The organism is Streptomyces sp. NPDC094147, assembly GCF_044764265.1.
Classification (GTDB): Bacteria; Actinomycetota; Actinomycetes; order Streptomycetales; family Streptomycetaceae; genus Streptomyces.
The window spans coordinates 95,207-108,677 of sequence record NZ_JBIWHT010000011.1 but is presented as its reverse complement, the minus strand read 5'-3'; the positions used below and the strand labels follow the sequence as shown (position 1 = coordinate 108,677).

Below are 13,471 nucleotides of genomic sequence, written 5' to 3'. Positions count from 1 at the left end.
CGGTTCGGAGCACGAAACATCTCCAGCCCAACCCCAGGTGAGAGCCGCCTTCAAAAGGCGGGCGGTCTACCGACCACCCGTCCGAGCGACGAACTGATCGATTGCTGGAAGACAAGGCGAGTGTCGGGAGATGCCGACCGTTGGCCTTCGTGATCACCCGGGCAATGAGGGATGCCCCGCAACTGGCCCCGGTCCTGGACCGTATCCGTGTCCCGCGCCCTGCCGGGGGGGCACCCAAGGACTCGCCCGGAGCATGTCTGCGGCGGCAAAGCGTACAGCTCACGCCGTAACCGCCGATACATGCGGTGCAGACAGATCAAGCACACCATTCCGGAACGGAGGGGCCAGCGGGCCAACCGCCGGCGCCGTGGCAGTCACGGCGGCGGGCCCACCAAATTCGTCCCCTTCACGGTATGCGCGCAGCAACGAGGTCGAGCGGACAAAAAATCAACGCGCTCAAGGCATTCCGGGCCGTGTCGACGAGGTGCGACGGAAAAACCTACGTCTTTCATGGCACGGTCACCCTCGCTTCCGTCCGGCTGTGGCTGCGGTGATGACCTTGCCGGATGGGCTGTAGCCCCAGACCTGCCTGTTACCGGCCGATGATGCCCCGGTCGGGTCAGGCGAGAAGGCTGGTGATCCGGTCAACGGGGGAACGGGTGTCGGTCGGCCCTCAACGCAGGCCGGCGAGGTTACTCACGGTAGTAATCGTGCCGTCGGTGAAGGCACGCACGGCATTAATCGTGCCGTCGGTGCCGCCAAGACCAGTGGCGTTGGCTGACGGGCCCGTGAGTCCGATGAGCGCGGCGGCCCCGATGGCGATGGCTGCGGCGCGGAGAATGCGGCGTTCCATGATTACCCTTTCTCTCATGGCTGGTTGGGAGCTGTGCAACGTCACGTCGGGTCACGCAGCAACGTGCACACGCACCCCACCACCCAATTGGGCGCGATAAAACGATCAGCTCCTGCGTCCACCTTGTTGTTCCACCGATCGCCCCGGAGGCGCCCGGCGTTCAACCACCGGCCCGCCCCTGTCGGCGCCGCTAGCTGCGGTGCCGGCCATTGACGTTCGGCTCGCGCTGCTCCCCGAGGACGGCCCCGGAATCCACGCGCCCTGATGAGCCACCGCCGGGGGCAGACGTGCTGCGTTGGTGGATTCCCGATGGTGCCGGTCGGAGTGTGGCGGCGAGGGGGCTGAGCAGGGCGAGGGCCTGGGCGCTGGGGCTCCCCGGTTCCGCGTGGTAGATGACCAACTGCTGCCCCATTGCGCCACGTACGTCGAAGGTTTGGTAGGTCAGCGACAGTGGGCCCACGTCAGGGTGGTGGAGCTGTTTGTCGCTGTAGCTCTTGCAGTGGACTGAGTGTGAGCGCCAGAGCGCCAGGAACTCCTCGCTCGACTCGCTGAGCATCCGCACCAGTTCGTGGAGCCGGGGGTAGCGCGGGGTGAGGCCGGTGGCCTGGCGCAGGCTGGCCACCGTCGCCTCGGCCGCCCGGTCCCAGTGGGGGAAGAAGGCGGATGCGACCGGGTCGAGGAACGCCATGCGGGCGAGGTTGTCCGCGTGCTGGAACGGGGAGAACAGCGCATCGGCCAGGGCATTGGACGCCAGCAGGTCCAGGGCCGGGTTGACGACGAATGCCGGGGTGTGCGCATAGCCGTCCAGGAGTTGCCGCAGCATGGGAGTGACCGTCTCCTGCGGCTGTTCCCCAGGGCCGTCGGGCGCGGCTCCCGCGAGCCGGTACAGGTGGTTGCGCCCCTCGTCGTCCAACTGGAGCGCCCGGCAGATCGCGTCGAGGAGTTGGGGTGAGGGGTTGCGCTCGCGTCCTTGCTCCAGGCGCGCGTAGTAGTCGGCGTTCATCCCCGCCAGCACCGCGACCTCCTCGCGGCGCAGACCCGCCACCCGGCGCTGCCCGTAGGAGGCGAGCCCCACGTCGTCAGGCCGCAGACGCGCGCGGCGCGCCCGCAAGAAGTCTCCGAGGCCGGTGTTTGTCATCCATCCAGGCTATGTCGGGTGTTTGCGGGTTGCCTGGGTGTGCCGTACCCAGGCAGAAGCTGTCCTGGCCGCAGTGCGCGACGCCGTCCATCGTTTCTGTCAACCGCCCTTGAACACGGGGGAGTTGAGGTGCAGATCAAGAGATGCGAGGAGAGGCAACATGACGCAGCCCGCCAGCAGGAGCAAGGTCGTACTCATCACGGGTGCGAGCAGCGGTATCGGTGCGGCGACGGCACGCCTGCTGTCCGCCGAAGGACACCAGGTCTATCTCGGTGCTCGCCGCGCCGACCGTCTGGAGGAACTGACCAAGGAGATAGCCGGGTCGGGCGGAAGCGCCGCTTTCCGGCGCGTTGACGTGACCGACGCGGCGGACATGCGTGCGTTCGCCGCGGCCGCTCGCTCCGAGTTCGGCCGCATCGACGTCCTGGTGAACAACGCGGGTGTGATCGCCCTGTCCCGGTTGGAAGCCGTGAGAGCCGATGAGTGGGACCGCATGATCGACGTGAACCTCCGTGGTGTGCTGCACGGTATCGCCGCGGCCCTGCCCGTGATGCGGGAACAAGGGGGCGGCCAGTTCGTGAACATCGCCTCCGTCGGCGCGTACGAGGTCACGCCCACCGCAGTCGTCTACTGCGCCACGAAGTTCGCGGTGCGCGCGATCTCCGAGGGACTGCGGCAGGAGTTGGACGGGAGCATCCGGATCACCGTCGTCTCCCCGGGCGTGACCGAGTCCGAACTCGTCGACCACCTCACGGACCCCGAAGCCCGCCGGATCATGATGGCCTACCGTGCTGCCTCCCTCCCCGCGGAGTCGATCGCCGACGCCGTCGCGTACGCCATCGCCCAGCCGCCCGAGGTCGACGTGAACGAGATCGTCGTACGCCCCGCCGCCAGCGCGCAGTAGTTGGCCCCCATGACACCGCCCCGCTCGCAGCATCCGCCGGAACCGGCACCGATGCCTCTTCGAACAGGAGCCGTTGTGCCCCCGACCCCAGCCGACTTCGACCGCCTGGCGCGCCGAGTGAGGGACTTGGAGGACAGGGACGAGCTGCGTGCGCTCGTCAGACGGAACCTAACCGGCCCCTGGTCTGCCTCCCCGGGTGCCCGGAGAGGCGGACCCGCCGCCTACGGGGTGATGATCACCTGGTACCACTCACTGTCGAGGATGCGGTCGGCCTGCACCGCCCGCCCCAGCTCGCCACCCGCAGCGGTGTTGTCTTTATTGTCGACATGGGCCCGGATGCAGGGCGCGTTGGGCGGGGTGCCCCGGTCGACGGTGACACCCGCGACGTCCCATACACCGCCGATCTGGCGCGGGGTGATGTCAATACACTGCTCACCGTCATTCCCGCCCTGCCAGGACCTGGCGAAGGGGTACTCGTCACAGGAGTCGTTGGGGACACCGGTGGCGCCCCGGGGGAATTTGTACGGCCCACGGTCACAGGTCTTGGCACGCCTCTTTTCGGCGTCTGGGTCAAGAGGGTCGATAAACCGCGACAGCAGATGGTCGGCGTCGCCGAATCTGCCCGTGAGGTTCTTCTGCGCCCACTCGTAGGCGACGGCCGCCCCCCGGTATTTCGACTTCGAGAAGGTCACATTGGGCGTGTGCCCCATGACGATGCAGCCGGGGATGGGGCTGGTGTCGCCGATCGTCGCGTCACAGCGCACGGTGGGGCCGTCGAAGATCGCGCTGTCATACCCGGGAACGCCGGTGGCACCGAGGGCGGCGCCGTCCAAATAATAGGTGACATCGATGTGGGAGATGTCCGTCTTGGCGGCGACACTGGACCTGTACGTGATGGTGCCCTGCACAATGTCACCCCCCTTTTCCACGACCGCGTGCGCGCCGCCCCAGGCCGGCCCCGCCGTGCTGCACATGCCGCTGCACGTGGCATTCACGGCCACATCCACGGCGGACACCTTGTCGTCCATGTCGCCGGGGACAGCGATGATGTCCTCGGTCCACTGCCCCGCGTAGGAGTCGAGCGTGCCCACGGCATCGACCACGATGTGGGCTTCGCCGATCTTCACGTTCTTGTCGTCGAGGAGAATGTATTTGAGGGGCATCCTCGTGCAGTACGCGTGCCGGTTGGAGATGACACGGTTACTGGAGTGGTCGAGGCAGAGCTTGAGCGCCTCCCCCGGATCGGAGGGGGCGAAGGAGGGGGCGGGGGCGAGGTCGGCGACGGGGTCCGCCTCGACACAGGTCCACGCCGCGCCTTGGCTGCGCGCGGCGGATCCGTCGGCCGCGGCCGTGCAGTGGCCCTGGGGGGTCACCCGGCTCGCGGGGGAGGCTGTGGCCGGTGAGGTGCCCAGGGCACACAGGGCTGCGACGAGGGCGAGCGAGGCTATCGCCGCCAGGCCGCGTCTGACGTGTTTCAAAAGGTGGTCCCTTCCTTCGGTGGCCCCTTTGCGGGCATACCGAAGGTATGGAACCGGTCAACTCCCGTTCATGCCAAGGTAAGGAACGGGACAGTTTTTGATCACGTTTGGCCAGTTGCGGTCTAGACCTGCCGCCCCCGGCGGCGCTAGTTTCACTCACACTCACCTCACAGACCACACACAGGGGGAAACAACGATGCGCCGCACAAGAACCCGCCTGGGCAGAGGGCTCGGAGCGCTCATAGCCACCGCGACGGCGGCCGTGGGCCTGGCCGCCACCCCGGCCGCCGCCGCCCCGGCCGCGCCCGCCTCCGGGCAGACGGTCCAGCCCGGCCAGACCTGTACCGCAGCCGATCTCGGTACCCGCCACCCGATCATCAAGAGCGCCGAAGTCGCCCCCACCATCACGCACTTCAAGGGCTGGTACGTCACCGAAGGCTCGACCGGCAACCAGAGCGTCAGCACGAACACCACGGAGACCATCTCCGTCTCCGTCGGTCTCAACGGCACCGTTCAGGGCAGTTTCGCCGTCGAGGCCCTCGGCTCCGTCGGCGCGAGCCTTGGCCTGAACGTCCAGGTCAACTACACCCACACATCCAGCACCTCCCAGTCGATCTCGTGGAACTTCCGCCAGCCCGGCTACTACGGCCTGTACGAGGGAACGAAGAAGGTCACCGGCACCTACGGCAGCCTCAACTGCAACCGCTCGGATGCGGGCGGCCTGAAGTGGACCGAGGGCCCCGACACCGGCAGCTACACCACCTACACCACCCTCGAAGAAGGCGCGGTGCGCTGCGAGGACAAGGTCCCCGCCAACAGCATCATGGCCAAGGCCCAGGGCCTGTTGGACTGCGGCTCCCCCGCCGCCACCGCGAAGCACCCGGCAGGCCCCGTCCCCTCGGCCAAGGCCGACCAGGCCAAGCACGACGCCGACAACGCCGCAACAGCCGCCAAGGCCGCGCAAAGCATGAAGGCCACCCAGGCCGCCAAGCCCGCCCCGCGCGCCGCCCTGAACTGCCAACCCGGCGCCTACAAGATCGACGTTCCCGGCAAGCCCCTGAACTGGAGCGCACCGCTCCTGGCCAACGACGGCATCCGCCTGCGCGAATCCACATTCTTCAGCGCCCACCTGGACAACTGGCGCCTGTGCAACGTGACGGAGAACAACGGAGTCCTTGAGGCGTCCCTGTGGAACTGGGGCAACGGCGGATGCGCCACCATCCCGGCGGACATCGCCAACCAGGAACAGGCCTACCTGACAACGGCCAACTGCGGGGAGGACGACCTCCAGCGGTTCTACATCTACCGCGACGTACCCGGCAGCACGAAGATCGGTCTTCAGAACAAGTACACCGGCTCCATGATGGGCCACGACCGGTACGCGGACGGGGAACTCATCCGCCAGTACTCCAGCGGCAGGCAGGACGGCACGGGTACGTACACCCTGACCGCAGTCTGACAGCCCCCACCCCGTGAGCGCGGCCCCGCACGTGAACCCCCGGCCTCCCGGTTCCGTGCGGGGCCTTCCGCGTCTCCACTCCGAGCCCAGCCTTGGGGGACCGGTGCCCGCGGCCGAACGTCCCCTGGGGCATGCGGCGAACCCCTGCCAGGGTGGTGCGCGCTTCAACCCGACGACAGAAACGACGTCAGCGCATGCGTATGCGAGGCCTGTTGACGGTGGCCAACGAGTTCTCGTCTCGGTTCGTCACCGACCATCAGACAGCCCCTAGTAATTGCTGGACGCGCTGGACACGTTCGCCGGTGACAGCCTGACCTTCCGTCTGCCGCTGGTCGTCGACAAGCAAGGCCAACACTCCGTCCGGGTGGTTTGGCGGACGGATCCCTGTCAGGCGCGGCCCTGCCGGGAGAGGATGGCTTGCTCTCGTGTGCTTCAGGTCGTGTGCTTCAGGAACCACAGTCCGGAACTCGGGAACAAGGGGACTCGTGACATCACCGCGTACGCGACTGGCGCTGCTCGTCGCAGGACTGCTCACGGCCCTCGTGGCCGCCGCGCCGGGCTCCGACGCCGCCCCGAGGGCTGCTGCTCCTCTGCCGCCAGGCGCAGTGGGCCCGTTCCAGGTCCGGAACCAGGGCACGGGCCGTTGCATGGGCTACCCCGCGGGCGATGACCGCGTACGGGTGTGGGACTGCACCACGGAGACGTACCAGCTCTGGTACCTGGTTCCGGACAGCCGGGGGAGATACCAGCTGGCGAACGGGATCGACGGCCGCTGCCTGGCGGGCTGGACGCAGGGGCCGAACGGCTGGTCGTTGTGGAAGGCGGCGTGCGACGGCTCGTTCACCGACATCGATCAGTTGTGGTACGTCTACCCGGCCGACCACTCCGGTCCCGGGCCGATCTCCAACCTCAACGGCCGCGTGCTCGAACCCGACCGCGGCGCAGGCGGTGCCAACGGGGCCCGGATCGCCATCTGGGACAACCAAGGTCTGCCCACCCAGCAGTGGGGCCTCACCTACGTACGGTGAAAGCGTTCGTCTGCTGATTCGTGTCGGCGTGAGCTCGGCTGCGCACTTTGCGCATGCGCAATGGAAGACAGTCATGCCTGCTCTTATACGGCCCCGGCCCCACCCACGTAGTCGTCACTCCGGGCGGAGGGCAGAGGGGCGGGTTGAGCCGCTGTGTGGGTATACCCGGTCGCCAAGCCTCCTCGCCCTTATGCGCAACATGCGCGGACCAGTCAGGGCTCCAGCGAGTAGGACGGTCTGCCCTGGCCGCCCAACCCGCCCCGCACTCCAGGCGGACGGCTCGACGGTTGCGCTTGGCCGTATCGGTCCTCGCTCGTGTCCGCCGGATCTCGCGCCAGTTGTGCGAGCCGCACGCCCACGAACAGGCCCGGTTCTCAGCCTCATCGGCGCGGAGAAGTTCAAGGCACGCTACGCGACACTCGGGTTCAGCGACCAGGTCAAGCTGGCCGACGGCACGATGTGGGTGGCCGGCTTCGCCGTGACCGGGGTGACGGCCGAGACCCGGATCGGCGCGCTCGTGAAGCAAGCGGTGAGCTGACACACCTGCCCGGTCAACAGGCTGCTGCCCGCGGCATCCGTATGTGCTCAGAGAGCCTGGCGCTCGTTCCGGCGGTGCACCGGAAGGGCAGCGGCTCCGGCTCGGCGGCTGTACGGGCGAACCGCGGCGGGCAAGGGTGCCTTGCCTTCTGATGAGGCCTGGCGATGCGGCTCACGAAGCGGGCTTTCCGGGCTCGTCGTGGGTCGAGCAGTGGATCCCGCCGCCGCCCGAGGCGATGGTGTCGATCTTCAACGACACGACCTCTCGGCCCGGGAAGTGGTCGCGGAGCATCTGCCGGGCACGGTCGTCGGCCTTGGCATCGCCGAACTTGGGCAGGAACACGGACTGGTTGGCCACGTAGAAGTTGGCGTAGGTGGTGACCATCTTCGGGTCACGGCCGGTGATGGCATTCGGGTCGGGCTGCGGCAGCTCGATGACCTGGAGCTTCTTGCCCCGGGCGTCGGTCGCGTCCTTGAGCACCTTTTTGGCCTGGTCGGCGGAGCGGGACCAGGAGTTGGCGGGTTCGCCCGGGAACGCCTGGTCCAGGAGGACGACGCCAGGCGCGACGAACCGGGCCAGCGAGTCGACGTGTGCGTCGGTGATGTCCTCGCCGCGTACGCCGTCGAACCAGATCACCTTCTGGACGCCGAGCACCCGCTTCAACTCGTCCTCGATCTGCTGCCGGGACTTGCCGGGGTTGCGGTTCTTGTTGACCACCGAGCTCTCGGTGACCATCAACGTGCCCTCGCCGTCGGTCTCGAACGAACCGCCCTCGGCGACGATCCAGGTCTGGTCGCGGGGAATGCCGTATTTCGACAGGACCGCGCGGCCGACTTTGGCATCGGCGGTGTGCTGCTGCTTGCCGCCCCAGCCGCTGAAGTTGAAGTCGACGCCCCGGACCTGCTTGCCCTCCTCCACGAACACCGGCACGGTGTCCCGGGCCCACAGATCGTTCACTGAGATCGGTACGACCTCGACGTCCGCCCCGACTGCTTTCTGCGCCGCGTCGACCTGGTCGGGGCGCGCGAGCATGATCACCGGCTCATGAGCCCCGACGGCTCGCGCGATCCCGGCGATGTCCTGGCGGACGGGTGCCAGGTGCTCACCCCAGATGTCCTGAGAGGCGGGCCATGACATGAACGTTCGCGCGTGGCTTTCCCACTCCGCCCCCAGCCGACGGCCCGAGGCCTCGCCCGAGGGATTTCCGGAGGGCGCCGAGGACGGGTCGTCCGGCCCGGCCGCCACGTCCTTGGGGGAACAGGCGGCTGCGCCGAGGGCGACGGCGCCGGCCGCGGCCATGGTGCGCAGGACGGTGCGGCGGGCGTGGAGGAAACCGGACACGTAGTACTCCAGAGTTCACTTGCAGGGGGATTCGGTCGTGCGGACGAGCGGGTGCCTTCGGCGCGGGCACCGGCTAGTCGTTGCTGTACGGAAGGCGCAGCCGGGCCTGATATCCGCCGTCCGGGGTGGGCCCGGACGAGAACTGGCCGTGGAGGTGTTCGGCGCGTTCCTTGAGGCCGATGAGGCCATGGTGGGCGCTGGGGAGCCGGAGGGTGGGCCGGGTCGACGGCGTGTTGGTGACGGTGGCGCCGAACTCACCGGCGGCCTGCCAGAGTTGGATGGTCGCGGTGGCGCCGGGGGCGTGTTTGCGGACGTTGGTGAGGGCTTCCTGGACGGTGCGGTAGACGGCCCGCTGTGCGGTGGCGCCGACGTCGGCGGGCAGCTCTCCCTCCAGGCGGGCCTCGATGCCGCTGGTGGTGACGAGTCGGCGCAGGTCGGCCAGGGTGGGCTGGGGGGTGAGTTCGGTGGTGTGGCCGCCCGAGGCGCGCAGCAGGCTCACCATGTGCCGCAGTTCGTCGAGCGTGTCGACGCTCAGCCCTCGAATCGTGCGGGCCGCCTCCCGGCTGTCCCGGTCCTTGGCCGCGACCTGCAGCGCCCCGGCCCGTACCGCGATCAGACTCACCTGGTGGGAGACGACGTCGTGCATCTCCCGGGCCAGTTGGGCACGTTCGCGGGCGAGCACCGTCTGGGCGTGCAGTTGGCGCTCGTGTTCGCGCACCTCTTCGATCTCGGCCAGCCGCAGGGCCAAGTCCCGGCGGGCCAGGACCAGTTGGCCGAGCAGTACGGGAGCGGCCGACGTCGCGAGAAGGTAGATGAAGTCCACGAACGTCCACGTCTGGTCGTCCGACAGGAATCGGAACAGCGGCCAGGGCGCGGCGGCGGCCGCGAACGCGGTACCGCATCCGATGAGGAGCCTGCGGTCGCGCGTGCGCTCGGCCAGTGAGTACAGGGCGACCAGGGGTGCGACCAGGATGGCCATCAGCGCGGTCGCCGGGAGGGTGAGCAGGAAGACCGGCAGCGGAAAACGTCGTCGGAAGGCGAGGGCGGCGCAGCCGAGGGCCGTGACCGCCAGGACCAGCGGAGGCTCGCCGTCGTAGCTGATCCACACATCGACGGCCGCGGCGGCGACGAAAGACGCGTCAACGAGCGGGGCGGGTACGGAGCGCCGTTTCATCGCGGGTCCTGCCGCCGCTTCAGGAGGCCGGCCTGCTGGGCAAGGAGGGCCGCCTGCACCCGGCTGCTCACCCGCAGCTTGCCGAGGATCGCGCTGACGTGGTCTTTGACGGTGGCCGCGCTGAGGTGGATCCGGGTCCCGATCTCGGCGTTCGAAAGGCCCTCCGCGATCAGGACGAGCACCTCCCGCTCGCGGCCGGTGAGCCGCCCGACGCGCTCGGCTTCCGCTGCGTCGACGGTGCCCTGGTCGGGGTAGCCGCGCAGGACGGCGTGCGAAGCCTTCGGGGACAGCACCACACCGCCTGCCGCCAACGTCCTGACGAGTTGGGCGAGTTGGTCGGGCTCGGTGTCCTTGAGGATGAAGCCGGCCGCGCCGGATCGCAGTGCGGTCACCACGTACTCGTCGGTGTCAAAGGTCGTCAGCATGGCCACGACCGGTACGTCCGGCAGGGTGCGGACCTCGCGCAGAACGGTCAGACCGTCGACGTCCGGCATCCGGATGTCCAGGAGCACGACGTCCGGGCGCTCCCGGCGCACCGCGTCGACCGCATCCGCACCTCCCGAGGTGCCGACGACCTGGATGTCGTCGGCCGCGCTCAGGATCAGTTCGAAGCCGGAGCGGATCAGCGCCTCGTCGTCCACCACCATTACCCGGATCACTCGCACTGCGCCTTTCTGTCCTGGTCATGGCTCGTCCTCGCTGTCCGGCCACGTTGTGACCCTAGAGTCATCCGCCCTCTTCGCGGAGCCCGCAGCGGCACGGGCAGTCGTGCGGCGGGCCGGTTCCAGTCGTTCGGAGGGGCCGCACCCCCGCCGAGTGGCGGGGGTGCGGCCTGCTTCCTCCCCCCCCCCGCTGCTCACCGCCCGGGAGAACCTTGTGGACGTACTGGTTGGTGTCATAGAGGTACGGAGAAACGTGCCCAGGCTGGTGGGCTGAACTGGTCCAGTGCGACCCTGCGCGCATGAGCCTTGACGACAACGATTACTGGCAGCGCTGGATAGTGAGGTTGCTGGCCATCCTTGCTGGTGGGCGAATAGCGTCTGCCACCGGCACGCCGCGTGCCGCCGCAACACACCGATGACTGAGCACGTTCGTCTGTATCCCGACAGACCTCGCCGAAACCATTACTGACTGCCCTACGAATTCGCCCTTCGCCGATGGCTGTGAGGATCTCGGGACGCGGAAGCGGAGGGAGCGCAGGTGATGCGGTGGAGAACGGTCAGCGGCGTGCGGTGCGCAGCAGGCGGTCGGCGAGGGTCAGGAAGACGAACAGGTTGGGGACGACGGACACGGAGCGGTTGCTGAGCGTCAGCCACCGTCCGGTGACCTTGATCTTCAGGTACCCGTTGACGACCTCGACCGCCTGGATCTGCTGCCACGGCAGGGACTCCTTCTGGGAGCCGATCTGTTCCGCGGTCATCCAGAGGTGACCGAAGTCGAGTCGTTCCCCCGCCTGGAGCGCCGCCACGGCCCTCGGTAACCGGGCGTCGGTGACGGCCCGTTGTATCGCCTTGCCTCATGCGTCGGAGCCTTCCAGCACGCCGCGCACCACCGTCTGGTCCGAGCGGCCGCGCAGGACGACCTTCGCCCCGGCGACGTCGATGAGGGTGTACTTGTAATCCGTGTGGCCGAACGCGCCCGTGTGCCGCACGTTGTTCTGCCAGACCGAGGTGGTGTCGTACCGTACGACGTTCACGCCCCCGTCGCGGCAGGTGACGCAGCCGTTCTGGTAGAGGTCGAGCCTCAGGTCCCCGTTCCGCCGCGAGCCGGCCCGCTCCCACGAGCGGCCCAGCAACGCGAGACCGGCCAGTACGACCAGGACGACCGCCCCGGCCACCGCGCCGACCACCAGCAGGACGAGTGCGACCACCCCGAGCAGGATCGCCAGGATCGTCATGCACCCCAGACCGCTCGGATCCTGCCGCCCACCGTACGCGGCCACATGGGCACCGAGCCGTCCCCGGTCCGCGGCTTCCGCGACCGGGCCAGGTACGGGCATGGCCTCCGGCCCATTGCTGTGGGTTCCCTGATCGCTCAACTCCGGCCCCCTCCGGTTCACAGGTGTCACGGTGACGTTCCACCACACACGAGCGCACGACGCTAGCGACGGCCGGTGAACCCCAGTCTGTGCCTTGAACGCGGCCAGCGGGAGAGTGCCGGGCGTCCGCCGACGCACCTCCAACACCGTGAAGGGAGTCGGCGGCGCCGTGCCGCAACTCCTCGACAAGGGCTGTCGGTTCGTGTGCCTGTCGGATGCCGTCACGGCCTGACCCACTGGACTGCGGCGGGGGCGGTCAGCTGCTGCTGATGTCCGCCGAGCGCATGCTGGTGACCGCGTCGCGGACGGTGTCGCGGTACAGGCCCAGCTTCGGGTGCCGGGTGACGGTGGCTCCTTCGTCCATCGGGAAATTGTGGATCTCGGCGTTCGGGAACCGCTCGTCCGCGAGGACGTTGATCTCGTCGATGCCGCCGTTCCCGCCCTTCGCGCCGCCGGGGTCGGTGTCGAGGACGGCGTAGACGGTGTGCCCCGCGTACACGGGAACGGCCGGGGCGCCGCCGAGGCCGCTGGGGACGAGGGGGTGGGTGCTCTTGGACCGGTCGACGGCGTTCTTGGGGCTGAGGGCGACGAGCGGGTAGTACGAGGAAATGCCGCAGGCGGCTTGGCCCCGGTTGGTCACGGTGATGACGTACTGGTCGGGGTTTGAGTCCAACTCCTTTGCATTGATGGCGAGTTGGCTGGCGGCGCACAAGTGCTTGTACGCGTAGGCGTCGCTGGCGGCGTCCCGGCCGCCGCCCGTCGGTGTGCCCGTGGACGAGCCGGGCTTGGCCCCGGACGACGGGCCGCCCTTGGCACCGCCGTTCGCCCCGCCCGACCCCGGTGCGGCCGTGGCCGTGTCCGTGGCGCTCGGCGTACCCGAACCCTTACCGGGTGGTGTGGCGGATCCGCCGTCCGAGTCGCTGCCGCCGCCACAGGCGGTCAGGGCCATGGACGCGGTGGCGGCGACGAGAGCGAGTGGAACCATGTGCCGACGGACAATCATGCTGAACTCCCCGTTTCGCTGTCTCACTGTGCCGAGCAGGCTTCGTTGTCTCGCCGTGCTCAGCGGGTCCGTGTTTCACTGCGCTGATCAGCGGTGGCGGCCCGCCCCGCAGCTGCGTGGGACGTACAAGCACCACCGCACAACTGTGTACACGAGGCGTGGCGGGCCGAGGTTGCTCCCGTCGGTGTCACAGTCGCCGTGGCCGTTCGGTGACATGAACCGGACACTCCGGAACCGGGACGCCACTGTTCACCGGCGGAGCGCCGCGCACGCTGGTGCAGCGGAGCGTGACGTCGACATCGACCGCGACACACCTGACCTACGACGTCCTCGGATGACGCCGTTGCGGAACTCCACATCGAGCGGGCCGGTGGGTTCCGGTCGAGTCCGACTTCCGCTGCCGGGTGCAGGCCCACTCAATGCCCAACTCCGTGAATGCAGTGCGCTGTTCGGGGTTGAGCCTGTCGCGGCGGGTTTTGGTGCAGGAGATCCGTATGCCCAGCTTCCCGGTCACGGT

13 protein-coding genes and 2 pseudogenes are annotated in these 13,471 nt (G+C 68.5%); 6 read left to right on the top strand and 9 right to left on the bottom strand.

Translation table 11 applies throughout. The annotated features are described in order from the left end of the window. Positions 1-116: 116 nt before the first annotated feature. Positions 117-554: pseudogene (locus ACIQ8J_RS18765) on the top strand (IS5/IS1182 family transposase); the annotation flags it as partial. 119 nt (positions 555-673) lie between these two features. Here ACIQ8J_RS18765 and ACIQ8J_RS18760 read toward each other — a convergent pair. After that, a complete protein-coding gene (locus ACIQ8J_RS18760) occupies positions 674-853 on the bottom strand; it encodes a hypothetical protein (protein WP_403273204.1) in 180 nt (59 codons plus the stop codon). Positions 854-1,043: 190 nt separating this feature from the next. Further along, on the bottom strand, positions 1,044-1,991 hold the full coding sequence (locus ACIQ8J_RS18755) for a helix-turn-helix transcriptional regulator (protein ID WP_403273205.1): 948 nt from the start codon (positions 1,989-1,991) through the stop codon (positions 1,044-1,046). A gap of 160 nt (positions 1,992-2,151) precedes the next feature. Between ACIQ8J_RS18755 and ACIQ8J_RS18750 the strand changes: the two genes are divergently transcribed. Further along, complete coding sequence (locus tag ACIQ8J_RS18750) at positions 2,152-2,895, top strand: SDR family oxidoreductase (RefSeq protein WP_403273206.1); 744 nt, start codon at positions 2,152-2,154, stop codon at positions 2,893-2,895. A gap of 221 nt (positions 2,896-3,116) precedes the next feature. On the opposite strand, the gene ACIQ8J_RS18745 is transcribed toward ACIQ8J_RS18750, so the two are convergent. Then, positions 3,117-4,373, bottom strand: coding sequence for a hypothetical protein (locus ACIQ8J_RS18745; RefSeq protein ID WP_403273207.1), 1,257 nt, complete (start codon positions 4,371-4,373; stop codon positions 3,117-3,119). A 196-nt stretch (positions 4,374-4,569) separates the two neighbouring features. Here ACIQ8J_RS18745 and ACIQ8J_RS18740 point away from each other — a divergent pair, with 196 nt between their 5' ends. From ACIQ8J_RS18740 to ACIQ8J_RS18730, 3 genes are all read left to right on the top strand, one after another. Further along, the gene (locus ACIQ8J_RS18740) at positions 4,570-5,832 is read left to right on the top strand and encodes a hypothetical protein (protein ID WP_403273209.1); all 1,263 of its coding nucleotides are present in this window, start codon (positions 4,570-4,572) and stop codon (positions 5,830-5,832) included. Positions 5,833-6,317: 485 nt separating this feature from the next. Then, positions 6,318-6,860 carry an RICIN domain-containing protein gene (locus tag ACIQ8J_RS18735; protein WP_403273211.1) on the top strand — a complete coding sequence of 181 codons (543 nt, stop codon included), beginning with the start codon at positions 6,318-6,320 and terminating at the stop codon, positions 6,858-6,860. A 340-nt stretch (positions 6,861-7,200) separates the two neighbouring features. After that, positions 7,201-7,398, top strand: coding sequence for a hypothetical protein (locus ACIQ8J_RS18730; RefSeq protein ID WP_403273213.1), 198 nt, complete (start codon positions 7,201-7,203; stop codon positions 7,396-7,398). A gap of 171 nt (positions 7,399-7,569) precedes the next feature. Here ACIQ8J_RS18730 and ACIQ8J_RS18725 read toward each other — a convergent pair whose 3' ends face one another. From ACIQ8J_RS18725 to ACIQ8J_RS18700, 6 genes are all read right to left on the bottom strand, one after another. Continuing rightward, positions 7,570-8,739, bottom strand: a complete 1,170-nt coding sequence (locus tag ACIQ8J_RS18725; protein WP_403273215.1) for an agmatine/peptidylarginine deiminase — start codon at positions 8,737-8,739, stop codon at positions 7,570-7,572. A 73-nt stretch (positions 8,740-8,812) separates the two neighbouring features. Then, the gene (locus ACIQ8J_RS18720) at positions 8,813-9,913 is read right to left on the bottom strand and encodes a sensor histidine kinase (RefSeq protein ID WP_403273216.1); all 1,101 of its coding nucleotides are present in this window, start codon (positions 9,911-9,913) and stop codon (positions 8,813-8,815) included. Next, positions 9,910-10,560 (bottom strand): response regulator, encoded by a 651-nt coding sequence (locus tag ACIQ8J_RS18715; RefSeq protein WP_403273290.1) that lies wholly within the window; start codon positions 10,558-10,560, stop codon positions 9,910-9,912. The genes ACIQ8J_RS18720 and ACIQ8J_RS18715 overlap by 4 nt, the downstream gene beginning before the upstream one ends. A gap of 572 nt (positions 10,561-11,132) precedes the next feature. Continuing rightward, positions 11,133-11,420 carry a DUF6585 family protein gene (locus ACIQ8J_RS18710; protein ID WP_403273291.1) on the bottom strand — a complete coding sequence of 96 codons (288 nt, stop codon included), beginning with the start codon at positions 11,418-11,420 and terminating at the stop codon, positions 11,133-11,135. 9 nt (positions 11,421-11,429) lie between these two features. Next, positions 11,430-11,912 (bottom strand): hypothetical protein, encoded by a 483-nt coding sequence (locus ACIQ8J_RS18705; protein WP_403273217.1) that lies wholly within the window; start codon positions 11,910-11,912, stop codon positions 11,430-11,432. 295 nt (positions 11,913-12,207) lie between these two features. Continuing rightward, positions 12,208-12,936, bottom strand: coding sequence for a hypothetical protein (locus ACIQ8J_RS18700; protein WP_403273218.1), 729 nt, complete (start codon positions 12,934-12,936; stop codon positions 12,208-12,210). 248 nt (positions 12,937-13,184) lie between these two features. On the opposite strand from ACIQ8J_RS18700, the pseudogene ACIQ8J_RS18695 reads away from it, so the two are divergent. Next, a pseudogene (locus tag ACIQ8J_RS18695) lies at positions 13,185-13,292 on the top strand (dihydrofolate reductase); the annotation flags it as partial. Positions 13,293-13,471: the final 179 nt, after the last annotated feature.

Excerpts from the sequence above, each read along its gene's own strand:
- ACIQ8J_RS18705 (WP_403273217.1), bottom strand. The coding sequence starts at position 11,912 with ATGCCCGTACCTGGCCCGGTCGCGGAAGCCGCGGACCGGGGACGGCTC.
- ACIQ8J_RS18715 (WP_403273290.1), bottom strand. The coding sequence starts at position 10,560 with ATGGTGGTGGACGACGAGGCGCTGATCCGCTCCGGCTTCGAACTGATC.
- ACIQ8J_RS18700 (WP_403273218.1), bottom strand. The coding sequence starts at position 12,936 with ATGGTTCCACTCGCTCTCGTCGCCGCCACCGCGTCCATGGCCCTGACC.
- ACIQ8J_RS18755 (WP_403273205.1), bottom strand. The coding sequence starts at position 1,991 with ATGACAAACACCGGCCTCGGAGACTTCTTGCGGGCGCGCCGCGCGCGT.
- ACIQ8J_RS18760 (WP_403273204.1), bottom strand. The coding sequence starts at position 853 with ATGGAACGCCGCATTCTCCGCGCCGCAGCCATCGCCATCGGGGCCGCC.
- ACIQ8J_RS18750 (WP_403273206.1), top strand. The coding sequence starts at position 2,152 with ATGACGCAGCCCGCCAGCAGGAGCAAGGTCGTACTCATCACGGGTGCG.
- ACIQ8J_RS18720 (WP_403273216.1), bottom strand. The coding sequence starts at position 9,913 with ATGAAACGGCGCTCCGTACCCGCCCCGCTCGTTGACGCGTCTTTCGTC.
- ACIQ8J_RS18740 (WP_403273209.1), top strand. The coding sequence starts at position 4,570 with ATGCGCCGCACAAGAACCCGCCTGGGCAGAGGGCTCGGAGCGCTCATA.